34 protein-coding genes are annotated in these 24768 nt (G+C 64.6%); 16 read left to right on the forward strand and 18 right to left on the reverse strand.

The window, feature by feature from the left end; translation table 11 throughout:
• Window positions 1-89: 89 nt before the first annotated feature.
• The 4 genes from GN330_RS10950 to GN330_RS10965 all read left to right on the forward strand — a co-directional run bounded on the left by GN330_RS10950 (window position 90) and on the right by GN330_RS10965 (window position 2520).
• Entirely contained in the window at window positions 90-638 is a 549-nt protein-coding gene (locus tag GN330_RS10950; RefSeq protein ID WP_246188612.1) for a thermonuclease family protein, read from the forward strand.
• A gap of 48 nt (window positions 639-686) precedes the next feature.
• Entirely contained in the window at window positions 687-1298 is a 612-nt protein-coding gene (locus tag GN330_RS10955) for a glutathione S-transferase (protein WP_343040545.1), read from the forward strand.
• A complete protein-coding gene (locus GN330_RS10960) occupies window positions 1298-1936 on the forward strand; it encodes a uracil-DNA glycosylase family protein (RefSeq protein WP_156712927.1) in 639 nt (212 codons plus the stop codon). Before GN330_RS10955 ends, GN330_RS10960 begins: the two co-directional genes overlap by 1 nt.
• A gap of 95 nt (window positions 1937-2031) precedes the next feature.
• Window positions 2032-2520, forward strand: a complete 489-nt coding sequence (locus GN330_RS10965; RefSeq protein ID WP_156712686.1) for an Lrp/AsnC family transcriptional regulator — start codon at window positions 2032-2034, stop codon at window positions 2518-2520.
• Between the two features lie 4 nt (window positions 2521-2524).
• Here GN330_RS10965 and GN330_RS10970 read toward each other — a convergent pair whose 3' ends face one another.
• The 11 genes from GN330_RS10970 to moaA all read right to left on the reverse strand — a co-directional run bounded on the left by GN330_RS10970 (window position 2525) and on the right by moaA (window position 11760).
• Complete coding sequence (locus tag GN330_RS10970; protein WP_343040547.1) at window positions 2525-3253, reverse strand: DNA alkylation repair protein; 729 nt, start codon at window positions 3251-3253, stop codon at window positions 2525-2527.
• Between the two features lie 2 nt (window positions 3254-3255).
• The gene (locus GN330_RS10975) at window positions 3256-4125 is read right to left on the reverse strand and encodes an NAD(P)-dependent oxidoreductase (RefSeq protein WP_156712687.1); all 870 of its coding nucleotides are present in this window, start codon (window positions 4123-4125) and stop codon (window positions 3256-3258) included.
• Between the two features lie 54 nt (window positions 4126-4179).
• Window positions 4180-5013 (reverse strand): ABC transporter permease, encoded by an 834-nt coding sequence (locus GN330_RS10980; RefSeq protein WP_156712688.1) that lies wholly within the window; start codon window positions 5011-5013, stop codon window positions 4180-4182.
• On the reverse strand, window positions 5010-5723 hold the full coding sequence (locus GN330_RS10985; RefSeq protein ID WP_156712689.1) for an ABC transporter permease: 714 nt from the start codon (window positions 5721-5723) through the stop codon (window positions 5010-5012). The genes GN330_RS10980 and GN330_RS10985 overlap by 4 nt, the downstream gene beginning before the upstream one ends.
• A 103-nt stretch (window positions 5724-5826) precedes the next feature.
• Window positions 5827-6615, reverse strand: a complete 789-nt coding sequence (locus GN330_RS10990) for an ABC transporter substrate-binding protein (protein WP_156712690.1) — start codon at window positions 6613-6615, stop codon at window positions 5827-5829.
• Window positions 6616-6770: 155 nt separating this feature from the next.
• Entirely contained in the window at window positions 6771-7295 is a 525-nt protein-coding gene (gene mobB / locus GN330_RS10995) for a molybdopterin-guanine dinucleotide biosynthesis protein B (RefSeq protein ID WP_156712691.1), read from the reverse strand.
• Window positions 7292-7915, reverse strand: a complete 624-nt coding sequence (gene mobA / locus GN330_RS11000; RefSeq protein ID WP_343040548.1) for a molybdenum cofactor guanylyltransferase MobA — start codon at window positions 7913-7915, stop codon at window positions 7292-7294. Before mobA ends, mobB begins: the two co-directional genes overlap by 4 nt.
• Before the next feature lie 3 nt (window positions 7916-7918).
• Entirely contained in the window at window positions 7919-9136 is a 1218-nt protein-coding gene (locus tag GN330_RS11005; RefSeq protein ID WP_156712692.1) for a multidrug effflux MFS transporter, read from the reverse strand.
• A gap of 58 nt (window positions 9137-9194) precedes the next feature.
• Window positions 9195-10115 carry a DMT family transporter gene (locus tag GN330_RS11010; RefSeq protein WP_156712693.1) on the reverse strand — a complete coding sequence of 307 codons (921 nt, stop codon included), beginning with the start codon at window positions 10113-10115 and terminating at the stop codon, window positions 9195-9197.
• Between the two features lie 135 nt (window positions 10116-10250).
• Window positions 10251-10724 carry a hypothetical protein gene (locus GN330_RS11015; RefSeq protein WP_156712694.1) on the reverse strand — a complete coding sequence of 158 codons (474 nt, stop codon included), beginning with the start codon at window positions 10722-10724 and terminating at the stop codon, window positions 10251-10253.
• Between the two features lie 25 nt (window positions 10725-10749).
• On the reverse strand, window positions 10750-11760 hold the full coding sequence (moaA, locus tag GN330_RS11020) for a GTP 3',8-cyclase MoaA (protein WP_156712695.1): 1011 nt from the start codon (window positions 11758-11760) through the stop codon (window positions 10750-10752).
• Between the two features lie 178 nt (window positions 11761-11938).
• Here moaA and GN330_RS11025 point away from each other — a divergent pair, with 178 nt between their 5' ends.
• Window positions 11939-12283, forward strand: coding sequence for a gamma-butyrobetaine hydroxylase family protein (locus GN330_RS11025; RefSeq protein WP_156712696.1), 345 nt, complete (start codon window positions 11939-11941; stop codon window positions 12281-12283).
• 4 nt (window positions 12284-12287) lie between these two features.
• On the opposite strand, the gene GN330_RS11030 is transcribed toward GN330_RS11025, so the two are convergent.
• Window positions 12288-12623 (reverse strand): SH3 domain-containing protein, encoded by a 336-nt coding sequence (locus tag GN330_RS11030; RefSeq protein ID WP_156712697.1) that lies wholly within the window; start codon window positions 12621-12623, stop codon window positions 12288-12290.
• A gap of 139 nt (window positions 12624-12762) precedes the next feature.
• Here GN330_RS11030 and GN330_RS11035 point away from each other — a divergent pair, with 139 nt between their 5' ends.
• Complete coding sequence (locus GN330_RS11035; protein WP_156712698.1) at window positions 12763-13374, forward strand: pyridoxamine 5'-phosphate oxidase family protein; 612 nt, start codon at window positions 12763-12765, stop codon at window positions 13372-13374.
• Window positions 13375-13383: 9 nt separating this feature from the next.
• Here GN330_RS11035 and GN330_RS11040 read toward each other — a convergent pair whose 3' ends face one another.
• Window positions 13384-13806 (reverse strand): MerR family transcriptional regulator, encoded by a 423-nt coding sequence (locus tag GN330_RS11040; RefSeq protein WP_425487160.1) that lies wholly within the window; start codon window positions 13804-13806, stop codon window positions 13384-13386.
• A gap of 48 nt (window positions 13807-13854) precedes the next feature.
• Here GN330_RS11040 and GN330_RS11045 point away from each other — a divergent pair, with 48 nt between their 5' ends.
• Genes GN330_RS11045 through GN330_RS23780 form a run of 3 tightly spaced genes read left to right on the forward strand, consistent with a single transcriptional unit; the run spans window position 13855 to window position 14772 of the window.
• Window positions 13855-14259, forward strand: a complete 405-nt coding sequence (locus tag GN330_RS11045) for a mercuric transporter MerT family protein (protein WP_156712699.1) — start codon at window positions 13855-13857, stop codon at window positions 14257-14259.
• Between the two features lie 14 nt (window positions 14260-14273).
• Entirely contained in the window at window positions 14274-14552 is a 279-nt protein-coding gene (locus GN330_RS11050) for a cation transporter (protein WP_156712700.1), read from the forward strand.
• Between the two features lies 1 nt (window position 14553).
• Window positions 14554-14772 (forward strand): GDCCVxC domain-containing (seleno)protein, encoded by a 219-nt coding sequence (locus GN330_RS23780; RefSeq protein ID WP_246188614.1) that lies wholly within the window; start codon window positions 14554-14556, stop codon window positions 14770-14772.
• A 318-nt stretch (window positions 14773-15090) separates the two neighbouring features.
• Here GN330_RS23780 and GN330_RS11055 read toward each other — a convergent pair whose 3' ends face one another.
• Window positions 15091-16302 carry an NADP-dependent isocitrate dehydrogenase gene (locus GN330_RS11055; RefSeq protein WP_156712701.1) on the reverse strand — a complete coding sequence of 404 codons (1212 nt, stop codon included), beginning with the start codon at window positions 16300-16302 and terminating at the stop codon, window positions 15091-15093.
• 167 nt (window positions 16303-16469) lie between these two features.
• On the opposite strand from GN330_RS11055, the gene GN330_RS11060 reads away from it, so the two are divergent.
• Window positions 16470-17375 (forward strand): alpha/beta fold hydrolase, encoded by a 906-nt coding sequence (locus GN330_RS11060; protein WP_156712702.1) that lies wholly within the window; start codon window positions 16470-16472, stop codon window positions 17373-17375.
• A gap of 22 nt (window positions 17376-17397) precedes the next feature.
• Here GN330_RS11060 and GN330_RS11065 read toward each other — a convergent pair whose 3' ends face one another.
• The gene (locus tag GN330_RS11065) at window positions 17398-17733 is read right to left on the reverse strand and encodes a TfoX/Sxy family protein (RefSeq protein WP_156712703.1); all 336 of its coding nucleotides are present in this window, start codon (window positions 17731-17733) and stop codon (window positions 17398-17400) included.
• A gap of 104 nt (window positions 17734-17837) precedes the next feature.
• Between GN330_RS11065 and GN330_RS11070 the strand changes: the two genes are divergently transcribed.
• The 6 genes from GN330_RS11070 to ttcA all read left to right on the forward strand — a co-directional run bounded on the left by GN330_RS11070 (window position 17838) and on the right by ttcA (window position 22699).
• Window positions 17838-18668 carry an RNA methyltransferase gene (locus GN330_RS11070; protein WP_156712704.1) on the forward strand — a complete coding sequence of 277 codons (831 nt, stop codon included), beginning with the start codon at window positions 17838-17840 and terminating at the stop codon, window positions 18666-18668.
• Window positions 18661-19449, forward strand: coding sequence for a glutamate racemase (gene murI / locus GN330_RS11075; RefSeq protein ID WP_156712705.1), 789 nt, complete (start codon window positions 18661-18663; stop codon window positions 19447-19449). The genes GN330_RS11070 and murI overlap by 8 nt, the downstream gene beginning before the upstream one ends.
• 73 nt (window positions 19450-19522) lie before the next feature.
• The gene (locus tag GN330_RS11080; RefSeq protein WP_156712706.1) at window positions 19523-19708 is read left to right on the forward strand and encodes a DUF3008 family protein; all 186 of its coding nucleotides are present in this window, start codon (window positions 19523-19525) and stop codon (window positions 19706-19708) included.
• 198 nt (window positions 19709-19906) lie between these two features.
• Window positions 19907-20872 (forward strand): SH3 domain-containing protein, encoded by a 966-nt coding sequence (locus GN330_RS24125; RefSeq protein ID WP_156712707.1) that lies wholly within the window; start codon window positions 19907-19909, stop codon window positions 20870-20872.
• Window positions 20873-21071: 199 nt separating this feature from the next.
• Window positions 21072-21689 (forward strand): 30S ribosomal protein S4, encoded by a 618-nt coding sequence (gene rpsD, locus GN330_RS11090; protein ID WP_156712708.1) that lies wholly within the window; start codon window positions 21072-21074, stop codon window positions 21687-21689.
• Between the two features lie 116 nt (window positions 21690-21805).
• Window positions 21806-22699: a tRNA 2-thiocytidine(32) synthetase TtcA gene (gene ttcA / locus GN330_RS11095; RefSeq protein WP_156712709.1), complete on the forward strand. Its 894-nt coding sequence runs from the start codon at window positions 21806-21808 to the stop codon at window positions 22697-22699.
• Here the strand turns inward: ttcA and GN330_RS11100 are convergent.
• From GN330_RS11100 to GN330_RS11110, 3 genes are all read right to left on the reverse strand, one after another.
• Window positions 22683-23924 (reverse strand): multidrug effflux MFS transporter, encoded by a 1242-nt coding sequence (locus tag GN330_RS11100; RefSeq protein WP_156712710.1) that lies wholly within the window; start codon window positions 23922-23924, stop codon window positions 22683-22685. The genes ttcA and GN330_RS11100 overlap by 17 nt on opposite strands.
• A gap of 113 nt (window positions 23925-24037) precedes the next feature.
• Complete coding sequence (gene grxD / locus GN330_RS11105; protein WP_156712711.1) at window positions 24038-24373, reverse strand: Grx4 family monothiol glutaredoxin; 336 nt, start codon at window positions 24371-24373, stop codon at window positions 24038-24040.
• A gap of 161 nt (window positions 24374-24534) precedes the next feature.
• A complete protein-coding gene (locus tag GN330_RS11110) occupies window positions 24535-24768 on the reverse strand; it encodes a BolA/IbaG family iron-sulfur metabolism protein (protein ID WP_156712712.1) in 234 nt (77 codons plus the stop codon).

Here is a 24768-nt window from a genome sequence, read left to right on the forward strand (position 1 = left end):
GTTAAGAGTCCCTTCCGGTGAGGACATGGTTGCGCCGCCCGCCGGTGCCGAAATCCGGGCGCCGCGGCCGGTCGCGGTGGTTGCGCCGATTGTCCGACACCGTCTTGGCGGCCGCCGTTTTCGCAGGCGTTGCCCTGTTGGTGGCCCGTCTGGAGGAGACGACGACCGTCGAACGGCACGGTCGGCCGTCGGTCGGCGACGGCGACAGCCTGACGCTTGGTGGCGGGCGCATCCGTCTTGTCGGCATCGACGCGCCCGAACTCGATCAGACCTGCCGGCGGGACGGCGCCGACTACGCCTGCGGCCGGGCCGCGCGCGATGCGCTGCGCAGGCTGGTGGGGCAACACGCAATCGTTTGCCGCGGACATGAGAGCGATCGGTTCGGCCGCCTCTTGGCGGTCTGTCACGCCGGCGACATCGATCTCAACCACGCGATGGTCGAAGCGGGCTGGGCGGTGTCCTATGGGCGCTATGGCCAGGCTGAACGTCGGGCGCGCGCCGAGGCACGCGGATTGTGGGCGGGAAAATTCGAACGCCCGCGTGACTGGCGTGCCGTTCACGGTCGCGCGAGCGACATCGAAATCGGTCTCGCGACGCGGCTGCGGGCTTGGGTCGCGGCGCTGTTTGGTGCAGGCTGATGACAATGGACGCACGTGCATTGTGCGCGGTTTTTCGGGAGGCAGATGGTGAAGCTTTACGATGGTGGACGCGCGCCCAATCCGCGGCGCGTCAGGGTGTTTCTGGCCGAAAAGGGCATCGAGGTGGCGCGAGAGCCGATCGACATGGGCGCGATGGGCCATCGCGGACCGGAAGTCACCAGCCGCAACCCGCTGCAGCGCCTGCCGGTGCTGGAACTCGCCGACGGCACGATCCTGACCGAATCGATCGCGATCTGCCGCTATTTCGAGGAGCTTCACCCCGAGCCTGCTTTGTTCGGTCACGGCGCGCTCGGCAGGGCGCAGGTGGAGATGTGGCAGCGGCGCCTGGAACTCAACTTCCTCTTCACCGTCGGTCAGGCTTTTCGGCATATTCACCCGGCGATGAAGGAATGGGAGGTGCCGCAGATCGCCGAATGGGGTGAGGTCAACAAGCCGCGCACGGTGCAATTTCTGGAAATCTTCGATCGCGAACTTCAAAACCGCGAATTCGCAGCCGGTGACACCTATTCGGTTGCCGACATCACCGGCATGATCGGCATCGATTTCATGAAACCGGCGCGCATCGACCTGCCGGAGGGGCTTCGCAATGTGCGGCGCTGGTACGAGACGGTGGCGGCCCGGCCGAGCGCGCGTGCGTGATGCCTTCCGACCCGATCACCGAGCTCGACCGGCTGGCCGGCGAAATCCGCGCCTGCCGCATCTGCCGCGACCAGCCCGAAGGCGGGCCCCTGCCGCACGAGCCGCGCCCGGTGGTCGTCGCCTCCTCGACGGCGCCGGTGCTGATCGCCGGCCAGGCGCCAGGGCTGCGTGTGCACGAGACCGGCATTCCCTTCAACGACCGCTCCGGCGACCGGCTGCGTGACTGGCTCGGCGTCTCGCGCGAGGCGTTCTACGATCCGGCCCTGTTTGCGATCGCGCCGATGGGGTTTTGCTTTCCCGGCTATGACGCCAAGGGAAGCGACCTGCCGCCGCGTCGGGAATGCGCGCCGGCCTGGTATGGCCGGCTGATGGAGTTGATGCCCCAGGTCGAGCTGGTTCTGGCGGTCGGCCAGCATGCGCAGCGCTGGCATCTGCGCGCCGCGTGTCGCAGGACGCTGACCGACACGGTCGCCGCCTGGCAGGAGATTTTTTCGCGGCCGGGACGACCGAAGGTCCTGCCATTGCCGCATCCGTCCTGGCGCAATACCGGCTGGCTCAAGCGCAATTCATGGTTCGAGACCGATTTGCTGCCCGTATTGCGGCGGGAAATTTCGCTCTGCGTCGGGACAAGGAAATAGAACGCGCGCTGCCAGTTGGCGTGATGAGAAAGAAAAAATTGCTTGAAAGGCGGCGCAAGAGGCGTAAATTAGAAAAAAATTCCATAGGAGCCGTCATGGACCGTCTCGACAAGAAAATCCTGCGGCTTTTGCAGGAAGATTCCACGCTTGCCGTTGCCGATGTGGCCAGGAAGGTCGGTCTGTCGACGACGCCGTGCTGGCGGCGTATCCAGAAATTGGAGGAGGAGGGGGTCATCCGGCGCCGGGTGGCGATCCTCAATCCGGACAAGGTCAATACCCGGGTCAATGTGTTCATTTCGATCCGCACCAATTCGCACAGCCTGGAATGGCTGCGCCGGTTTTCCGAGGTGATCCAGGATTTTCCGGAAGTCGTGGAGTTTTACCGCATGAGCGGCGACATCGACTATTTGATCCGGGTGGTGGTGCCCGACATCGCCGCCTACGATGCATTCTACAAGAAGCTTATCGCCAAGATCGAAATCCGCGACGTGTCGTCCTCCTTCGCCATGGAACAGATCAAATACACCACCCAATTGCCGCTCGACTATATGGTGTTGGACAAGGAGAGCGCCAGCGCCGCGTGAATGGTCAGCGCGTCGGCCTTTGCGCCTTCGCCTGCAGCCGGTCCAGTGTCTTTTGCGCGGTCAGCTCGCGCAGGGCGTCCCTGCCCACCCAACGTCTGGCGCGGTCGTCGACGCCGGCAAGCCGTTGCGCCAGTGCCAATGCCGGTTCATGCAGGAAAAGCGAGCGCTTGCCGGTCTGGCGCAGCGCCCAGCTTACCGCTTTCCTGACGAAGTTGCGTTCGTCGTCCGCATGACGTTCGATCAGTGGCAGCCAGGCGAGGAAGGTTTCGTCGGGCTCGTTTTTCAGGTGGACCGCCGCCCATGCGATCATGGCGAAACCGGCGCGCCGCGCGAATTCGCGCCCATCGTCGGCGAAGTCCGGCACCAGTTCGCCCGCAAGCCCGGCCTCGACGAACAGGTCGGCGGCATGATCGACCACCTCCCAGGAGGCGAAATCATCCGCCCACTCGTGCGCCTGCGCGGCTGTGAGCTTTTTCGGCTCGGCGGTGAAACAGGCCAGAAGCCGTGCCTCGCGCCAGCCGCTTTGCCATAGCGCCAGTGCGCGCGCCTGATCGCGCCCGATCGCCCGGCCAAGCGGCCGCAACACCGCGTTCGGGATGCCGAAGGCGGCGTCGGTTGCAATACCGAACCGCGCCATGCCGGCGCGGTTGTCGGCCGAGGCGAGCGTTTCCAGATGCGCGACGACGGCCGCGGCGTCGCACGCCGGCGAGGGCGCTGCCGCCGCGGCGGGCACGGCTATTTTCCCAGCCGCGCCAGCAGCGACGAGGTGTCCCAGCGCCGCCCGCCCATGTCCTGGACGTCCTTGTAGAACTGGTCGACGAGCGCCGTGACCGGCAGCTTGGCGCCGTTGCGTTCGGCCTCGGCCAGGCAGATGCCCAGATCCTTGCGCATCCAGTCGACCGCGAAGCCGAAATCGTAACTGCCCTGGTTCATGGTCTTGTGGCGGTTTTCCATCTGCCACGAGCCGGCCGCCCCCTTGGAGATCACGTCGACGACCTTTTCCACGTCGAGCCCGGCCTTTTTGCCGAAATGGATGCCTTCGGCCAGGCCTTGCACCAGGCCAGCGATACAGATCTGGTTGATCATCTTGGTGAGCTGTCCGGCGCCGGCCGGGCCCATCAGGCCGACCATTTTCGCATAGGCCTCGATCACCGGCCGGGCGGTGTCGAAAATCGCCTGTTCGCCGCCGACCATCACGGTCAGAACGCCGTTTTCGGCCCCGGCCTGTCCTCCCGACACGGGCGCGTCGAGAAAGCCGAAACCGGCTTTTTCGGCTGCCTCGGCAAGGTCGCGCGCCACTTCGGCCGAGGCCGTCGTGTTGTCGATGAACACCGCGCCGGATTTCATCGCCGCAAAGGCGCCGTCCTGGCCGAGCGTGACGGTGCGTAAATCGTCGTCATTGCCGACGCAGCAAAACACGAAATCCTTGCCCCTGGCCGCTTCGGCCGGGGTCGAGGCGAGCCCGCCGCCATGCTCGCCAACCCATTTGGCCGCCTTTTCGGCCGTGCGGTTGTAGACGGTGACGTCGTGGCCGCCCTTGTGCTTCAAATGACCGGCCATGGGATATCCCATCACGCCGAGACCCAAAAATGCGATTTTGGCCATCTGGCCCCTCCTTAATGCGTGTTGATTCGAAAAAACTGACGGAAACGCGTGGTTTCACCGTTGCAGATGACGGGTCAGCCTGGTTTCGACCACGCTCCACACATTGCGCAACGTCTCCACGATAACGAGATAGAAGATCGCCGCCCAGATATAGGTCTGGAAATCGTAGGTGCGCGAATAGGCCCGGCGGGTTTCGCCCATCAGGTCGTAGACGGTCGCAAGCGCGACGATCGCCGACCCCTTGATCATCAGGATAATCTCGTTGCCGTAGGGCCTGAGCGCCACGATCAGCGCCTGCGGCAGGATGATCTTGTAAAGCGTCTGGAACCGGTTGAGGCCGAGCGCGGCGGCGCCTTCCCATTGCCCCTTCGGCACGCTCTCGACGGCGCCGCGCAGAATTTCGGCCTGATAGGCGGCCGTGTTCAGCGAGAACGAGAACACCGCGCAGTTCCAGGCCTCGCGGAAAAAGCCCCACAGGCCGACCGCCTCCAGTTGCGGGCGGAACGAGCCGAGACCGTAATAGATCAAAAAAAGCTGCGCGATCAGCGGCGTGCCGCGAAACACATAGACATAGGCAAAGGCGATGCGGCCGATCAGCTTGTTCTTCGACATCCGCCCGATAGCGACGGGGATCGACAGCAGAGCGCCGATGACCAGCGAAATGCCGACCAGGGAGAGCGTGGTCAGCAGCCCGGAAATATATTTGGGTCCGTAGCGCGCGACCTTTTCGGGCGCCCAGGCATCGATCAGATACCACACCAGAAGGATGCCGGCGACGAGCCAGAAGGCGAGGGTCAGGTTTCCCGCGACACGCTCGAACGTCCATGAGCGGGGCAGGGCCGGCGGCCGCTGCTCGGAGGCGTCGATGCTGTCTTGCAGCGTCGTCATCGCGCCGTCTCTCCGCGCTTGCCCGCGGCTTCCACCCGGCCGAGCGCTACCGACGACAACAGCGCCAGCACCAGATAGAGCAGCGCCGCCAGGCCGAAAAACAGGAAGGCTTCCTTGGTGTTGCGCGCCGCGATCCCGGTCTGGCGCAGGATGTCGGTGAGCCCGATCGCCGAAACCAGCGCTGTATCCTTGAGCAGGATCATCCAAAGGTTGGACAGGCCCGGCAGCGCGATGCGGATCAGTTGCGGCAGGATGACCAGCCGCATGACCTTGTTGCGGTGCAGGCCGAGCGCGTAGCCGCCCTCGTACTGACCGTGCGGAATCGCGCGGAAGGCGGACAGGAACACCTCGCTGGCGAAGGCGGAAAACACGAAGGCGAGCGCGATGACCCCGGCCAGGAAGGCATTGATCTCCAGGCCGGCTTCCACGCCGAGTGCCCGGAAGACCTGCTGGATGCCGATCTGCAGCCCGAAATAGACCAGAAACAGGGTCAAAAGTTCCGGCAGGCCGCGGAAGATGGTGGTGTAGATGTCGGCGGCGGTGCGAAAGCTCCATTCCCGGCTTTGCTTGGCCAGGGCGACTAGGAAACCGATGAACAGCCCGATCGGCAAGGTCGCGAGCGCGAGCGCGATCGTGGTGACGACGCCGATGGCGATCTCGTCGCCCCAGCCCAGATCGCCGAAGCTCAGCAAGGTCAGGTAACTGTCCATGTGCCCCGCGCGCCCGCCGCGCGTCCGGCGCTATCGCCGGCCGTGCGGAACCGGATCGCCGGACGGTGCGATGACCGTCCGGCATGGCCGCGTTTATGCGGCATCAGTCGCCGTAAACGTCGACATCGAAATATTTGTCGTTGATTTCCTTGTATTTGCCGTTTTCACGGATAGCCAGAATGGCGGCGGACAGCTTGTCGGCAAGCTCGGTTTCGCCCTTGCGCACTGCGATGCCGGCGCCTTCACCGTTGATGACGGGATCGGGTGTCAGCGTATCGAGGATCTTGCAGCACGCGCCGTCGTCGGTCTTCAGCCATTCCGACAAAACGATGACGTCGTCGATCACCGCGTCGATGCGGCCATTGGCGATGTCGAGCTTGTACTCGTCGGGCGTCGGATAAAGCTTCAGGTCGGCCGAGGGCAGCTTTTCCTCGGCATAGTTGGAATGGGTGGTGGAGGATTGCGCGCCCAGCGCCTTGCCGGCCAGGGCCTCATCGGTGGCTTCGGTTATGGCGCTGTCCTTGGGCACGGCGATCGCCGGCGGGGTGTTGTAATATTTAGCGCTGAAATCGACCTTTTCCTTGCGCTCCTCGGTGATCGACATCGAGGCGATGATGGCGTCGAACTTGCCGGCCTGCAGAGCCGGGATGATGCCGTCCCAATCCTGGGTAACGAATTCGCAGTCGGCCTTCATCTCCTCGCAAAGCGCTTTGGCGATATCGATGTCGAACCCGACCAGGGAACCGTCGGCCTCGAGATTGTTGAAGGGCGGGTAGGCGCCTTCCGTGCCGATCTTGAGCTTCATCATGTCCTGGGCATGGGCGCCAGCGCCCAGGGAAAGGGCGAGGATGGCGGCCGATGCGGCTATCGCCAGACGCTGTTGGATACGCATAATGTTCCTCTCTGTCCTTTTGTCATTGGCTTGCGGCTTGCGGCCGCTTGTCGTTTCCGGCGGGTGCCGAAACACCCGCGAAAACCGGATACTCCCACTGTTTTTGTCGGGAATGCAACCGCAAAGCGTGACAAGTCTTTCCCGCGCCCGAACGCTCAGGCTTTGGCGCCGCGCGCCGCCAGGCCGGTCGTCGTTTCGACGAAATCGGCGATCGCGGTGATGTCGCCGAGCCCGAACACCGGCACGGTTTCTCCCGCCACGGGGTGATCGGCCGCGATCGCGACAATGTTGGGGCTCGTTCCGGTGAGCGGTTCGCGGCTGCGCGCCTCCAGGCGGCGGGTCTCGAGTTTGGGATGGGCGTCGTGCTTGTAGCCTTCAACCAGTACCAGGTCGCAGGGCGCGAGCTTGTCGAGCACGTCGGCCAGACTGGGCTCGCCCTCGTCGCGCAATTCGTGCATCAGCGCCCAGCGCCGGCCCGACACGATCGCCACCTCCATGGCGCCGGCCTCGCGATGGCGGAAGGAATCGGTTTCGGGTCGGTCGATGTCGAAGGCGTGATGAGCGTGCTTGACCGTCGATACGAGATGGCCGCGCCGGCCGAGTTCGGTAACCAGTGCCGCGGTCAGCGCGGTCTTGCCCGAATTCTTCCAGCCGGTAATACCGAAAACGCGCCGTGTCATCGCGCCTGCTCCGCAATCAGCCGCTCGGCGGTGGCGAGATCGCCCGGCGTGTTGATGTTGAAAAATGGGTCGATTTGCTGACCATTGTGTTTTTGCACGGCGAAATCGACGATGTCGACGGGGTGGGATCGGCAAAAGCCGGAAACGGAATGGTTTCCCGGCTCGTCGAGAAACGCCGCCATGGCGTCGGCCAATGTCGTCGGCCACAGGCCGAACACCGGATGCGGCCGGTTGTGCGAGGCGGCGAGCGCGATCCGCCCTGGGTTCCCGGTTGCAGCCAGCCGCGCGACCAGGTCGCGCGGGAAAAAGGGCGTGTCGGTCGCTGCCGTGACGAGCCTGTCGAAGCCGGCGCTGGCAGCCCAGGCCAGGCCGGCATGGATGCCGGCGAGCGGTCCGCGCTGTCCGGCAAGAATGTCACCGATCACCGGGCGCCCAAAGGCGGAAAAACGCTGCGGCTCGATGTTGGCGCTCACCGCGATCGCCTCGACGCCGGGCGCGAGCCGCTCCAGCGCGTGAGCGATCAGCGGCTTGCCCGCGAGCGGGAGGAAGGCCTTGTCGGGGCCAGCCATGCGCGAGGAGCGGCCACCGGCGAGGACGACCCCGGCGATCCGGCTCCTCACGGCTCACGCTCCCCCCAGTGGTCCGGCGACGCGGTCGACCCACATGCCGTAAAGCGTGGCGCAGATCGCCGCGACGGCCGACAGCGCCATCACCCACAATAGCGGCATGGCTCCGCTGTCGGGCGACAGCAGCGCACCGGCGACCACCGCCAGCGCGGCGCCGCCGCCGATCTGCATGGAACCGCCGAGGCCGGAGGCGGAGCCCGCCAAACGCGGGCGCACGCTAACGATGCCGGCATTGGCGCTCGGCAGGGTGATGCCGTTGCCCAGCCCCACCATGGCGGCCGGGCCGAACAGCGACAGCGGGTGGACGAAACCGAGCCCGAACAACGCCAGTGACACGATCATGCCGAGAAAGGTCACGATATTTCCGGCAAGCATCATCGGCCCGAGCCCGACGCGCGCGCCGTACCGGCCCGACAGGAAATTGCCGCTCATGTAGCCGACGGAGATCAGCATGAAATAGAACCCGTATTCCGACGGGCTGAGTTTCAGGATTTCGGTGGCGACATAGGGCCCGCCGCCAAGAAAGGCGAAGAACGAGCCGGTGGCGAAGGCAGCCGTCAGCGCGTAGGCCCAGAAGCGGCGCGAGCGCAGCAGTTCCGGATAGGCGCGAAACTGCGCGGTGAAGCTGGGCGAAAGCGTCTTGTTGGTCTCGTTGAGGTCGAAATAGACGACGCTGATCGACACTAGGCCGAAGCCCAGCGTCAGCACGAAGGTGGATTGCCAGCCATACCATTCGTCGAGAAGGCCGCCGATCGCCGGGGCGATCATCGGCACCAATGACATGCCCATGACGATATAGGCGATCTTGCTGACCGTTTCCTCCGTGCGCACGGTGTCGCGCACGATGGCGCGCGACAGCACCATGCCGGCCGCCGAAAAGGCCTGCAGCACGCGGCAGGCGAGCAGGATCTCGATGGTCGGCGCAAACAGCGCCGCGACGGTGCCGACCAGGAAGACCGAAAAACAGGTCAACATGACCGGCCGGCGGCCGAACCGGTCCGAGGCCGGCCCGATGAAGAGCTGCAGCACGGCGGTCGCGCCGAGATAAAGCGACACCAGAAGCTGCACCAGGGCGTAGTCGGCCGAAAAATGCCGGGCGATGCCGGGCAGGGACGGCAGAAAAATGTTCATCGCCAGCGGCCCGGTCGCCGTCGCGATGACGAGGGTGAGGATATGGGGCGAACGGACCCCCGGCAGTTGACGTCGGTCGCTCATACCGGCCTCCGTCTGTCCATGGCGCGGGACGGGCCGCCTTTCTTGCGCGCCGCCATGCTCAAAGACCGTCAGGGCTCATAGTCGGCCCCGTGCTTTCGGCGGCCGGCTTGCGCGGGCCGCGCACCTGCTCGCGGTAGAGCGTGAACAGGCCCGAGCCCACCACGATCACCGCGCCGGCGATCATCGCCGCGTCGGGCACGTCGCCGAAGATGGCATAACCGAGCACGAGAGCCCACAACAGCCCGGTATAGCGGTAGGGCGCCACGAAGGAGATGTCGCCGGAGCGCATCGAGACGATGACGCACTGATAGCCGACCAGCACCATCACGGCGGCGACGGCGAGCGTGCCAAACTGGCCGCCGTCGAGCGGTTTCCAGCCACCCAGCGGGACGACGAGCAAGCCGCCGATGATGGTGACGCCGACCGCGCTCAGCGTGGAAACCAGCAGGGTCGGCACGTCGGCGTGGATGCGCCGGGTGGCAAGGTCGCGCACGGTGCAGAACATGACGGCCAGAAGCGCAAGCAGCGAAAACGCGCTGAACCCTTCGAAACCCGGGCGGATGATAATCAGAACGCCGGCGAACCCGGCCAGAATGGCCGACCAGCGCCGCCAGCCGACCGGCTCGGCAAACACCAGTGCCGCGCCCATCGTCACTGCCAGCGGGAGCACCTGAAGCACCGCCGTCACATTGGCCAGCGGCAGACGCTGTAAAGCGAGCAAAAAGGAGACCGTCGCACCGATTTCGGCCGCGACCCGGAGCAGCACCATCGGATTGCGGATGCCCGACAGCTTGTTTGCCACGCCGGCGCGCCAGGCAAGCAGGGCGACCAGCAGCGTGGCGACGATGCCGCGCACCAGCATGATCTGGCCCATGTTGAGCTCGGTGCTGACCAGCTTGACGACGGCGTCGTTGACCGTGAAGGCGGCCATGGCGATCGCCATGGTGAGCGCGCCGCTCAGATTGGGGGAAAGGTGCAAGGCCATGTCCGGAACAGTTCTTAACCGGATTACGCACACCCCTGCGCAAACGCAACCGCAAACCACTGGTCCAGACGGCTGGAACGCGCCCGTGCGCGGGACCGGCCTAGCGAACCTCCGTTGCCGGGCTTGCCGTTACGGCCCGTTCAGGCTTTTGCCCATGGCTGCGATATGCGGCTCGTAGACCGGTTTGAGGGTGCGCGGAAACCTCAACAGCATGGCATGGATGATATTGTCGGCGCCGAACTCGAACCGGTCGTAGAAAATATCGTCTTCCACGTAACCCGACAGCACCACCCAATTGTCTTTCACGCGCCGGTAGGTCACCTCGAAACCCTCGCGTCCGGCCGGCTCGCTCGCCTGGTCGGCAAAGGCCTCAGGCGAGGCCTGGAGCGCGTTGTTGAAGGCGTAGACGGCCAGACTCGCCCCGTCCTCGGAAAGCCAGGTCATGCCGTCGCCGTTTTGCGGCGGTTCCATCGCCTGGCGAAAGATTTCTGCGGGAAAGGTGACCGAGGTGCCGTAGCGGGAATTCTTGTAGGTCAGCGTGTCGGCGAACGCGTGCAGGCTGAACAGGCCGGCGGTCAGGCACACAAGGACACGCATCGTCATGGCCGGACCTTTCCTGGCGCGCACGCTATCCTCCCGTCACGCTCATATGGCGCGAGACCGAGGGCCGGTTGGTGCGGCGGTCGATGACGAAATCGTGCCCCTTGGGCTTGCGCCCGATGGCCGCGTCGATCGCGGCATGCAGGAGTTCGTTGCCCTCCGACGCGCGCAGCGGCTGGCGCAGGTCGGCGGCGTCCTCCTGGCCCAGGCACATATAGAGCGTGCCGGTGCAGGTCAGCCGCACCCGGTTGCAGCTTTCGCAGAAATTATGCGTCATCGGCGTGATGAAACCGAGCCGCCCGCCGGTCTCGGCGATCTCGACGTAGCGCGCCGGCCCGCCGGTCTTGAACGGAATGTCGGTCAGGGTGAATTCGTTCTCCAGCCTGGCGCGCAAGAGCGACAGTGGCAGATACTGGTCGGTGCGGTCGGCGTCGATCTCGCCCATCGGCATGGTCTCGATCACCGTCATGTCCATGCCGCGCCCATGCGCCCAGCGCAGCATCTCGGGGATTTCGCCGTCGTTGAAGCCTTTCAGCGCCACGGCGTTGATCTTGACCTTCAGCCCGGCCCGCTCGGCCGCCTCCAGCCCTTCCATCACCTTGCCGAAATGGCCCCAGCGGGTGATGGCGCGGAACTTGTCGGGATCGAGCGTGTCGAGCGACACGTTGAGGCGCCTCACTCCGCAATCGGCGAGCTCGTCGGCGAAACGGGCGAGCTGCGAGCCGTTGGTTGTCAGCGTCAGCTCCTCGAGCGCGCCGCTTTTGAGATGGCGCGACAGCTCGCGCACCAGATGCATGATGTTCTTGCGCACCAGCGGCTCGCCGCCGGTCAGGCGGAGCTTGCGCACGCCCTTTTCGACAAACGCCGTGCACAGCCGGTCGAGCTCCTCCAGCGACAACAGATCCTTCTTCGGCAGGAAGGTCATGTCCTCGGCCATGCAGTAGGTGCAGCGGAAATCGCAGCGGTCGGTGACCGACACGCGCAGATAGTCGATCGTGCGTCCGAACGGGTCGATCATCGGAACTGTGCTGGCGGTCATGCTGTCGGTCCTGCCTCGCGAATGGTCCGGCCCGCCGTGCCTGGCGCGGGCTTGCAGCCTTGGTAACATTTTCGCTGTATCTGGCGCAATATATCGACTTGATGCCGCGCCGCGATGATGGGATAGCGACATCGATGACCGCGGAGCGGACAAAACCGGCGGCAGCGGAGAATTGATCATGGCGGCCCCGAAAGAACTGCGCGTTTCCAAGGACCGGCGCGTCCTGACCGTGACCTTCGCCGACCAGAGCCACCCGCTGGGCGCCGAGATGCTCAGGGTCCTGTCGCCTTCGGCCGAGGTGCAGGGCCATTCGGCCGAGCAGCGCGTCACCGTGGGCGGCAAGAAGGACGTCGCCATAAGCCGGCTCGAGCCGGTCGGCAATTATGCCGTGCGCATCGTCTTCGACGACGGCCACGACACCGGCATCTTCACCTGGGCCTATCTCGACACGCTCGGCCGCGAGAAAGAGGCACGCTGGCAAGCCTATCTCGACGAACTCGAGCAAAAAGGCCTGGCGCGCTGACCCGTTACGGGCAGTCGCTGGGGGCGAGATAGCGCCGCTTGGCCCAGCCTGTCACGGTGCGGTCGCCGTCGTAATGGGTGACGCGGCACCAGCGGCTCGGCAGCGGCCGGCTTGTCGGCGTGCACGCGCCTTCGCCGGCGATGATGCCGTGATTGCCCGGACGCAGCATGTCCACGATCGCAGACTTCGCCGAGGCCCGGCTGCGCAGGTTGAGCACGTCCCAGCTCTCGACATTGACCACCTGGTAGCAACCCGGTCCCGAGGTGGCGAGCGCCCCGGGTGCGCCGGCCGCCAGCGCGAAAAAGCCGGCAAGTGCGATGGTGTGGCGCAAAGATGTCATCGTCCTGTATCCTCCGTGGCGGAACGCGGTCGGGCAAAACCGATCATAACCGCCGTCGGCGGCGCCTGCCAGCCTGAGCGCGGCGAGCCTCGGGGTCGGCTGCGGAGGGTCGACAAAATGGCGCGGGCAGAGGAAGGGCATGGACAGGATCGAGACGGTGGCGGAACTGGAAGCGCTTTACGGCCAGCCCGGCGAGACGTCGCTGGTCAAGGAACTCGACCGCGTCATTCCAGAATATGCCGCCTTCATAGAAGCCTCGCCCTTCGTAGCGCTCGCGACTTGCGGTCCGGAAGGGCTCGACTGCTCGCCGCGCGGCGACCTGGCTGGTTTCGTGCGCATTCGCGACGAAAAAACCCTGCTATTGCCGGATCGGCGCGGCAACAACCGCACGGATTCCTTGCGTAACATCGTGCATGACGGCCGGGTGGGGCTTTTGTTCCTGGTGCCGGGGTCGGCAACAACCTTGCGTGTCAACGGACGGGCCATGCTGACGGCGGACGCGGCGCTGTGCGCGTCTTTCGCCGTCGACGGCCAGCCGCCGCGCTCGGTCGCGGTCATTTCGGTGGAGGCGGTCTATTTCCAATGCGCTCGCGCCATCGCGCGTTCGGGCCTGTGGAACCCGCAAAACCATGTCGACCCGAAAACCCTGCCGACGCCCGGACAAATTCTCGCCGTTGCCAGCAGGCAGGAAATCGACGGCGAAGCCTATGATCGCGACTGGCCGCGACGGGCCGAAAAGTCGATGTGGTGACGCGACGCCTTAGCCGGGGTCGAGCATATTCAGGACCGGGCATGTTGGCGCGGTTTCCCGCGCGCATTTGCCGACCGTTTCGGCAAGGATATGCTCCAGCCGCGCCAGGTCTGCCAGCTTGTTGCGGACATCGTCGAGATGAGCGCTGGCAATGCGCTCGACCTGGGCGCAGCTCTCCCCATGCGGTCGCGCGAGTGCGAGCAGGGCTCGGATGTCGGCAAGGCCGAAGCCGAGTTCGCGTGCGCGTCGGATGAAGGCGAGGGCGCGGCGATGGCCGTCGTCGTAGATACGTCGTCCGCCAGCGGTGCGCGGCGGGGCCGGGAGCAACCCTATCCTTTCATAATAGCGGATCGTCTCGATATTGACGCCGGTCTTGCGCGACAGCATGCCAATCGGCATGGCGGCGGCTCGCGGATCCGTGATCGTTTTCACCGAAATGCCCCTTGTTCCTGTAGCTGCTACAGGATGTAGCGTCGAGCCATGACGGACAATTCACTTCAACGCGATGTGCGAACCGACGAGGCCGCGGCGCCCGGTCCGGGGGTCGGACTGGCTATAGGGGCGGGCCTGTTCGGCGCCCTCGCGGCATCGGCCTGCTGTATGATCCCGCTCGGTCTTTTTCTCATCGGCGTCAGTGGGGCTTGGATCGGCAATTTGACGGCGCTTGCGCCGTTCCAGCCCTTTATCCTCGCCGCAACCGGCGTCTGTCTCGGTTATGGCTTTTGGCGATTGCGAAGCGCGCGGGGCAGGGATTGCGCCAAGGGTAGCGCGTGCGCGCGGCCTTTGTCGCGGAGATTGGTGAACTGGACGGCCGGGCTTGCCACGATTCTGGTGGTTGCCGCCCTTGCCTTTGACATGGTCGCACCAGCCCTGCTTGGTTCGTGAGAAAGGAGGTCCAAATGAAACGTCGTCTGATGATGGCATTGCCGCTGCTGTTGCTCGGCGGAATTGCGGGCGCCGCGGAGCGAACGGTCGTTCTGGACATCGCCAATATGTATTGCGCCGCGTGCCCTCACATCGTCCGCTCGGCCCTCATGCGGGTGGACGGCGTTCTGGATGTTTCCGTTTCGCCAGATGAACGAACCGCGACCGTCGTTTATGACGACCGGCATGCGCAAATCGAAATCTTTACTGCGGCGAGCGCCAACGCTGGATACCCCGCAACCGAGAGGCGTTGACATGGTTTTGGCCACGTTGCGCCGTTTCTCGACCCTGACATGCCCGCATTGCGGTTTTTCCGAACGCCGCCAAATGCCGATCGACGCGTGCGCGTTTTTCCACGAATGTGGCGGCTGCAAACAGTTGCTGCGCCCGCTTGACGGCGATTGTTGCGTGTTCTGCTCCTATGGGAGCGAGCCATGTCCGCCGGTCCAGGCAGGGGAGGCGAAGGGCCGGTAGCCGGCTGCCGCCCTGTGTCGGACAAGAGCGGCTTGCCGGCCTGTGGCCCGCTATGGATTGGAACGTGGTACGAGGCAGTATTGTTCAGTTACACGAACCGGGCCGAAATTGCCTTCCATCGAGGTTTTGCGACGCGGACCTAACCATAGAGCATTTCCGACGTGGACGGCTTTTCCGCCCCGGCCCGTCGGGCGAGCCCGATAAACCAGACCTCACCGTCGAAGCCGTTGCCCGATAGTCCTATCGCGCTACGGACTTCTCCTTGCCGGAACGAAAATCCATTCCATCTAACCGCTTCCATCTTAAAGATGGACGGCTCTAGGCCATCGCCTTTTGCAGGTTCTCGTCGATCTTGTCGAGAAAGCCGGTGGTCGACAGCCAGGGCTGGTCGGGGCCGATCAGCAGCGCCAGGTCCTTGGTCATGAAGCCGGATTCGACGGTCTGCACACAGACCTTTTCCAGTGTCGTGGCGAAATCGGCCAGCTCGGAATTGTCGTCGAGCTTGGCGCGGTGGGCGAGCCCTCGCGTCCAGGCAAAGATCGAGGCGATCGAGTTGGTCGAGGTCTCCTCGCCCTTCTGGTGCTGGCGGTAGTGGCGGGTAACCGTGCCGTGCGCGGCCTCGGCCTCGACCGTTTGGCCGTCGGGCGTCATCAGCACCGAGGTCATCAGGCCGAGCGAGCCAAAACCCTGCGCCACGGTGTCGGACTGCACGTCGCCGTCATAGTTCTTGCACGCCCACACATAACCGCCCGACCATTTCAGGTTGGAGGCGACCATATCGTCGATCAGCCGGTGCTCGTACCAGATCTTGGCGTCCTTGAACTTTTGCTCGAACTCGGCCTCGTAGACCTCCTGGAAGATGTCCTTGAAGCGACCGTCATAGACTTTCAGGATCGTGTTCTTGGTCGACAGATAGACCGGATAGCCGCGCTGCAGGCCGTAATTGAGCGAGGCGCGGGCGAAATCGCGGATCGAATCGTCGAGATTGTACATCGCCATGGCGATGCCGGAGGAGGGTGCGTCGAAGACCTCGTGCTCGATGGTCTCGCCGTCCTCGCCGACGAACTTGATCGTCAGCTTGCCCTTGCCAGGGAACTTGAAATCGGTCGCGCGGTACTGATCGCCGAAAGCGTGCCGGCCGACGATGACCGGCTTGGTCCAGCCCGGCACCAGGCGCGGCACGTTCTTGGCGATGATCGGCTCGCGGAAGATGACGCCGCCCAGAATGTTGCGGATCGTGCCGTTGGGCGAGCGATACATGCGCTTGAGGTCGAATTCCTCCACGCGCGCCTCGTCGGGCGTGATCGTGGCGCATTTCACGCCGACGCCGTATTGCTTGATCGCGTTGGCCGCGTCGACCGTCACCTGGTCGTCGGTGGCGTCGCGATACTCGATCCCGAGATCGAAATATTTAAGGTCGACGTCGAGATAGGGGTGGATCAGCTTTTCCTTGATGAACTGCCAGATGATGCGGGTCATCTCGTCGCCGTCGAGTTCGACGACGGGGTTGTCCACCTTGATCTTCGCCATGGAAAGTCCTCGTTTTCTGGGATTGGCGGTCAGTTGGCCGCCTGTGTCGGAAAGGGGTCGCGGCCCCTATATCAAAGCGCCTGCGCACGCGCAAACGCGCCAAAGTCTAACTTGCCATTGCCGGGACGCGCGCCCACGTTGTGCCTGTCCGTCATGCGGAGGTGAAGGTGAGCCAGACACGGTTTTTCGAGTTCGACGCCGGCGATGTGCGACTTCATTGCGCCGAAATGGGCGAGCGTGGCCGGCCGCTGATCGTTTGCCTGCACGGCTTTCCCGAATATTGGGCTGCGTGGCGCAACGTGATGGGCGAGCTGGCGGCGCGTTATCACGTTGTCGCCCCCGACCAGCGCGGTTTCAACCTGTCGTCCAAGCCTGACGGCGTGGAGGCCTACCGGGTGCGCAACATGGTGGCCGATCTCGACCGGCTGGCTGCGGCGCTGTCGCCAACGCGCCGATTCGTGCTTGCCGGCCACGACTGGGGCGCGTCGGTCGCCTATGCCTACGCCTTTTTACGGCCCGAGCGGCTCAGCCATCTGGTGATCGCCAACGGCGTTCACCCCGCAGCCTTCCAGCGGGCGATCTTCGAGGATGACGGCCAGCGCGCGGCAAGCCAGTATATCAATACCTTGCGCGCGCCCGGCGCGGAGGAACGCATGGCGGCCGACACTTATCGCCGGACCTTGAAGATGATCGCCGGCTTTTCCACCACGCGCTGGATGACGCCGGCGCAGGAGCGCGCCTATGTCGCCGCCTGGTCGCAACCGGGCGCGATGACGGCGATGCTGAACTGGTATCGCGCCTCGCCGATCGTCGTGCCGGAACCGGGAGCGCCGGCGCCCGACAGCCTGATCCTGTCCCTGCCCGACGAGGCGATGCGGGTCGCCGTGCCGCATCTGGTGCTCTGGGGCGAAGCGGACGAGGCGCTGCGGCCGGCCTGCCTCGACGGGCTGGCGCGTTACGCCGACACGGTTGTCGTGAAGTGCGCGGCCGATTGCGGCCACTGGATCCTGCATGAGAGGCCCGGCTGGGTGGCTGGTGAGATCACGAAATTCCTGTCGGCGGGCGCGGCCTGAGGCCGATCCCGGTCGGAAACAGCTATTTTTTCGCCTTGGGCGGCAGCGCGCCGACAAAACGCGTTGCAACCGCGATCCATTCGCTGATCGTTTGGTCGTCGGCGAGGCCGGTCTGCGACACGATCACGAATCCCTTCATCGGTCGGCCGGTAAAATCCATCGGCCGGGCGCCGGGCCGCGACAGGGCGTCGGCCTCCTGCTCGGGCCCGACGCGGAACATGGCGTCGCCGCCCTTCATCGTTCCGCACAGCATATGGCCGTTCAAGGTGAAGCAGATGCCGCCGAACATGCGGATTTCGCCGGTATTGGGATCGTCGGCAATCAGGGCGCGCACCCGCTCGGCGAGGACCGTGGTCATGGCGGAGTTCCTCGAAACGCTTCTCTTTGCCGGACGAATATGGCAGGGACGCTGCGCGCGCGCAATTTGACCGATATTTCAACCCAGAAACGGGGCCCGAAACCATGGCCGACGACAATCGCGACAGGCCGCTGATCGCCGAGGGACCGGTCGTCATCCTTGTCGAGCCGCAGCTTGGCGAAAATATCGGCATGGTGGCCCGCGCGATGGCCAATTTCGGCCTGGCGGAGCTGCGCCTGGTCAATCCGCGCGACGGATGGCCGAGTGACAAGGCGCGGGCGGCGGCAAGCCGGGCCGACCATGTCATCGAGCGCACCACGGTTCATGCCACCACCGAGGATGCGATTGCCGATCTCGGCTTCGTCTACGCCACCACGGCCAGGGCACGGGACGGGTTCAAGCCGGTTCGTGCGCCAGTGGAGGCCGCGCGCGTCCTGCGAACGCGTTTTCGCGCCGGCCAGCGGACCGGCATCTTGTTCGGTCGCGAGAAATTCGGACTGTCGAACGAGGAAGTGTCGCTCGCCGATGAGATCGTCACCTTTCCGGTCAATCCGGCCTTTTCGTCGCTCAACATCGCTCAGGCGGTGCTGCTGATGTCGTATGAATGGATGAAGTCGGGTCTGGCCAGCGAGGCGCAAACCGCGTTTTGCGGCCCGCAGATGGAGCCGGCGCAAAAGCAGACCCTGCACAGTTTCCTCGATCATCTGGAAGACGCGCTGGCGGCGCGCGGCTATTTCCGGCCGGCGGAAAAGCGGCCCAAAATGGTGTCGAACCTGCGTTCCGTCCTGACCCGGCCGGCCTTCACCGACGCCGAGATCAAACTGTTGCGCGGCGTCATCTCCTCGCTTGAAAGATATTCGCCGACCGAGCCGCGCGGCGCGGGCGCGCCGGCGCAGCGGACGCGCGGGGCGAAGAGCGAGAACGACGATGGCTGAGAGGCCCGTCCTGGTGTTCGATTCGGGCATTGGCGGGCTGACGGTGCTGCGCGAGGCGCGCGTGCTGATGCCCGACCGGCGTTTCGTTTACGTCGCCGACGATGCGGCGTTTCCCTACGGAAATTGGGAGGAACGGGCGCTGAAAACCCATATTGTCGGGTTATTCGGCCGATTTTTGGCCAGATTCGATCCCGAAATTTCGGTTATTGCCTGCAATACCGCCTCGACGCTGGCGATCGACGCCCTGCGCAAAGCCTATCCCAGGCGCCGCTTCGTCGGCACCGTACCGGCGATCAAGCCGGCGGCGGAGCGGACACGCTCGGGCCTGGTGTCCGTTCTGGCGACGCCCGGCACGGTCAAGCGCCAATATACGCGTGACCTGATCACGCAATGGGCCTCGAAATGCCATGTGCGGCTCGTCGGCAGCGTCGGGCTCGCCGCCCTTGCCGAAACCTATCTGCGGCAGGGTTTCGTCGACGAGGAGGCCGTGCGGGCCGAAATCGCGCCCTGTTTCGTTGAGATGGACGGGCGGCGCACAGACATTGTCGTGCTCGCCTGTACGCATTACCCGTTTCTGGCAAACCGCATGCGCAAGACCGCGCCATGGCCGGTCGACTGGATCGACCCGGCCGAGGCGATCGCCCGGCGCGCCTTTTCCCTGCTGGGCCCTGGCGAGGGCGCCGCGGTCCCGGCCGGGCCGGATCCTGCCGTCTTCACCGCCGCCGAACCGGACCCGGCGATCCGCCGGCTGATCCAGGGTTTCGGACTGGCGCTGATCTAAGGCGTTTCCAGCCGCTTCGGGAACCGGGCGGGCGATGCGGGCATTGTCCTTCCGCAGCAGAAGGAGACATATCATGCCGGCGACATCGAAGGCACAGCAGAAGGCGGCGGGCGCGGCACTGGCCGCTAAGCGCGGCGAGATTTCCCCCGGCGAATTGGTCGGGGCATCGAAGGAGATGTTCGACACTATGAGCGAAGCCGAGCTGGAAGAACTCGCCTCGACTTCCCGCAAGGGTCTGCCCGACAAGAAGGGCGATTGAGCGCGCCCGTCTTCGGCCCGATCGGCATCGCGATGATCAAATGAATGCCACATTCCCCGCCGATAGTGGCCACCGTTCGAACCGTATCGCGGTTCCAACGACGAACGTCTCGCAACGAGACGCGGGCAAATGCCAGACTGGCGGGGGCGCACGATGATCACCGCAGGAGCGGTGGTAATCTCGCGTGGAGGCCGGAGAGTGACGCGTTATACTGTGAACAAGACCGACACGGGCGGACGCTTTGCGTCGTCGCCATTTGACGAACCGATCACCGTATTCCAGACCCAGCCCGCCCTTGGCAGGCCGAAAGGGGTCGCGCTGCCGGCGCTGTTTGTCACCGTCGTGGTGGGCGCCGGGCTTGCCATCGGCATTATCGCGATGTCGGGCGAGCCGACATCGGCGGGCACCGGCGCGGCGCCCCAGAAACTGGCGCTGGCAAGTCTGGAAGCGGAACCGGAGCTGATTCCGAACAATGGCGGGACTGGCGCGTCGTCGAAAGACGAGGCCGATGACGGCCCCGCAGCGACTAAGGACGGTGCCGGAGAAAAAACGGGGGCTGGTGAGCCGGAGACCGTGGCGGCAGTCGTGGCCTCGACCGGCGAGGAACCGCTTTCGAAGGACAATCCGCGCTGGGCCGCCATGGGCGGAAGCGTTGCCGCCAAGGCGGCGGTCGCCGTACTTGCCGGAAAGGACGATGGCGCGGCCAAGGTTTCCGCGCCCGATACGCTCGCCTATGTGTCGGATGCCACCAAACCCGCCTTGATGCGCAAGCCGGGCACGGGCGACGGGGCGGTCGAAACGGAGGCGCAGAAGGCCACCGACACCACCAAGCCGTCCGAAGCTGCGCTCGATGCCGATCCGGCCGCAACCCCGGCCGCACAGGGCACGGGCCGTATCACCACCGCCGTCAATATGCGTCGCGGCCCCGACAATGGCGCCGGGATAGTTTCGGTTATCCCGGCCGGGGCCAAGGTTGGTATCGTCAAGTGCCGGGTCTGGTGCCAGGTCGTGCATGACGGGCGCACGGGCTATGTGTTCAAACGTTTCGTGCGCCAGCATGCCGCGGCGTCGGCGACGTCGAAAAAGAGCGCGGCCGCGCCGCAGGCCGCTGCGGAAACCTCCGAACTCGCCACGCTCAAATCGATCCATCGCGGCGGTCGTTGACTTTTTACGGCCGATCGCCTAGCTAGCCGCAGCACCGGTTCGTCAGAGCCGGTGTTTTCAATGACGTGTCCCGTGGGTCTCTTCGCTCTAGCGTGCGCAAGAACCCTGTCAGGCTCCGAAACAGGGGGCCAGAGGAGGGCGCGTTTCCTTCGCCCGGACGGTCTGCGTTCCGGGTAGTGATGATGTGAAAGGAAATGCGATGAGCAAACGCGAATCGTCCAAATACAAGCTCGACCGCCGTCTCGGCGAAAACATCTGGGGCCGTCCGAAATCGCCGGTCAACCGCCGCGAATACGGACCCGGCCAGCACGGCCAGCGCCGCAAGGGCAAGCTTTCGGATTTCGGCATCCAGCTGCGCGCCAAGCAGAAGCTCAAGGGTCATTACGGCGATATTTCCGAAAAGCAGTTCCACCGAATTTATGACGAGGCCAATCGCCGCAAGGGCGATACCTCGGAAAACCTGATCGGTCTTCTGGAGTCGCGGCTCGATGCGGTGGTCTACCGGGCCAAGTTCGTGCCGACGATCTTCGCCGCGCGCCAGTTTGTCAATCACGGCCATATCAAGGTGAACGGCCGGCGGGTCAATATCCCGTCCTACCGCTGCCGTCCCGGCGATGTGATCGAGGTGCGCGAGAAGTCGCGCGAGCTCGTCATGGTGCTGGAAGCCGTGCAGCTCGCCGAGCGTGACGTGCCGGAATATGTGGAGGCCGACCACTCCAAGATGAAAGCCACCTTTACCCGCGTTCCGCAGCTCGCCGACGTGCCCTACGCGGTGCAGATGGAACCCAATCTGGTGGTCGAGTTCTACTCGCGCTGATTTTTCATCGGAACCGCATGTGAAAGGCCGCCGCTCTGGCGGCCTTTTCTTTGGGCGGCAGGTCGGATAGTCAAAACCACCATGCAGACGAGCGGAAAAGGGGGGTGGATCGGCCGATGACCGTGATCGCGCGAATGCCCGACGCCGGCGGCGAGGGCTGCCACCCGTTGTTTCGCGAGGTGCCGTCCTCGGTCGAGTTCAACAAGCTGCGCAAGCGGCTGTTGCGGCATATGCGCCAGGCGATCGACGATTTCGCCATGGCGCGCGCCGGCGAGCGCTGGCTGGTCGCGCTGTCGGGCGGCAAGGATTCCTACGGGCTGTTGGCGTTGTTGCTCGATCTGAAATGGCGCGGCCTGCTGCCGGTCGAACTCCTGGCCTGCAATCTCGACCAGGGGCAGCCCAATTTCCCCAAACATGTGCTGCCCGACTATCTGTCGTCGATCGGGGTTGCCCACCGGATCGAATACCAGGACACCTATTCGGTCGTCACCGACAAGATCGCCGAGAACAGCACCTATTGCGCCTTGTGCTCGCGCCTCAGGCGCGGCCACCTTTACCGGATCGCGCGCGAGGAGGGCTGCCAGGCGCTGGTGCTGGGACACCACCGCGAGGACATTTTGGAGACGTTCCTGATGAACTTCTTCCATGGCGGCCGGCTGGCGGCCATGCCGCCCAAGCTCGTCAACGACGAGGGCGATCTGTTCGTTCTGCGGCCGCTCAGCTATTGCGCCGAGGCCGACCTGGCACGGTTCGCCGAGGCGATGGCCTTTCCGATCATCCCCTGCGACCTGTGCGGCAGCCAGGAGGGGCTGCAGCGCAACGCCATGAAGGCAATGCTCGACGACATCGAACAGCGCATGCCCGGCCGCAAGGATACGATGATCCGCGCGCTCACCCATGTGCGGCCGTCGCATCTTCTGGACCGCGACTTGTTCGACTTTACTGGGCTGGATATCCAGGAGCGACCGGTTCCGATGGGAACCGGTTCGTCGCTCACACCGGCGGGTTGAGCGAGCGGAACAGGCGGCCGCGCTCGGCGATCAGCACCATGACGAGCGCCAGCACCGCGGCGAAGAAATAGCCGCCGGAAAGCGGCGTCACCGTGCCGTCGAAGGCTTGGCCGATCGCCGCGCCGGCCAGACCGCCGCCGAGCGTTTGCACGAAGCCCTGCGTGGAGGAGGCGGTTCCGGCGACGTGCCCGAGCTGTTCCAGGGCCAGCGCGTTGAAATTGGACATGATCCAGGAAAACTGGACCATGGCCACGGCGAACAGGAACAAGAACAGCCAGAAGGGCAGCGGACCGACCAGCGACAGGACAAAAGCGAGGCCGGTCGCGGCGAGAAAGCCGAGCAGCGCGCCATGGGCGAGACGACGCATGCCGAACCGGCCGACCAGGCGCGAATTCATGAATGACGACACCGCCATAAGCCCGGCCACGACCGCGAAATAGACCGGAAACATCGCGCCGACATCATAAAGACCGACATAGATCTGCTGGGCGGAATTGATGAAGCCGAACAGAGCCCCCAGAATGCCGGTGACGGCGATCGAGTAGCAGACCGAAAGCCGGTTGGTCACGACGATGCGGAAGCCGTCCAGGATCGAGCTTGCGGTGAAAGGGCGACGATATTCGGGCCTGAGGGTCTCGGGCAGCCGCAGCCAGGTCCATGCGGTGATGATCAGGGCCAGCACCGCCATCAACAGGAAGATGGCCCGCCATTCCGAAAACAGCATGATCAATTGGCCGGCGCCGGGGGCCAGCACCGGCACGATCATGAAGACCATGAAGACCAGCGACATCACTTCCGCCATCGCACGGCCGCCGAACGAATCGCGCACCATCGACACCGCGATGACGCGGGTAGCCGCGGCGCCGAGGCCTTGGACGAAGCGCAAGAGCAAAAGCACGGAAAAATTCGGAACGAAGGCGCAGGCGAAACCCGCCGCGACATAGATCACGAGGCCGACAAGCAGCGGCCCGCGGCGACCGAAACGGTCGGATACCGGGCCGAAGACGAGCTGGGTGAGCCCGAAACCGGTGATATAGGCGGTTATGACATATTGCCGCGCATTCTCGTCGGCCACGCCGAGGCTGGCGCCGATCTGCTGCAGGCCCGGCAGCATGATGTCGATCGCCAGCGCGTTGATCGCCATCAGCGCGGCGGCCAGGGCGATGAACTCCCAACGCGGGATGGCAAGCGCGTAGGCCGGCTCTTTGGTTGCTTGCTGGTCCATGACCATTGGTCCTGTCGGTAGGCGGAAACGAAAATGCGCCGGAAAACCGGCGCATGAGGCATTGCCTGTCGCGACCGTCCGGCGCGCCGAACGGTCATGCATGGAAGACGGGGTCAGGCGGCGCCCTTCACCGAGACGCCTTTTTCGCCGAAGAAGGGCTGAAGTTCACCGGCCTGGAACATCTCGCGAATGATGTCGCAGCCGCCGACGAACTCGCCCTTGACGTAGAGCTGCGGAATCGTCGGCCAGCTGGAGAATTCCTTGATCCCTTGGCGCAGTTCGTCGGAGGTCAGCACATCGACGCCTTTGTAGTCGACACCGAGATAGTCGAGAATCTGAACGACCTGACCGGAAAAGCCGCACTGCGGAAATCCCGGCGTGCCCTTCATGAACACGACGACGTCGTTGGCTTTCACTTCATTGCTGATGAATTCATTGATGGCGGTCATTGCTTATCCTTTCTCGGCCGGGGGCAAGGCCCGGCGAAATCACGTGCTTTGCCCTATCTATTGCACAAATCGGCCCTTCGCAATCGCGGCCTGTCAGGAGTGGCGCTTGCGCCGCCGAGCCGTCCCCGGCCACGATCCGGCCCGGCGATGACGAGCCGCGTTCAGTCCGGGGCGCTGGTCTGCAAGGCGAGCGCATGCAGAACGCCGCCCATTTTGCCCTTCAACGCCTCGTAGACCATCTGGTGCTGCTGAACCCGGCTTCTGCCGCGGAAACTCTCCGCCACCACTTCGGCGGCGTAATGGTCGCCGTCACCGGCAAGATCGCGGATCGTCACCTGGGCGTCCGGAATCGCCTCCTGGATCATGCGTCGGATTTCGTTCGCATCCATGGCCAT

Source organism: Nitratireductor arenosus, assembly GCF_009742725.1.
In the GTDB taxonomy this organism is placed as follows: domain Bacteria; phylum Pseudomonadota; class Alphaproteobacteria; order Rhizobiales; family Rhizobiaceae; genus Mangrovimarina; species Mangrovimarina arenosa.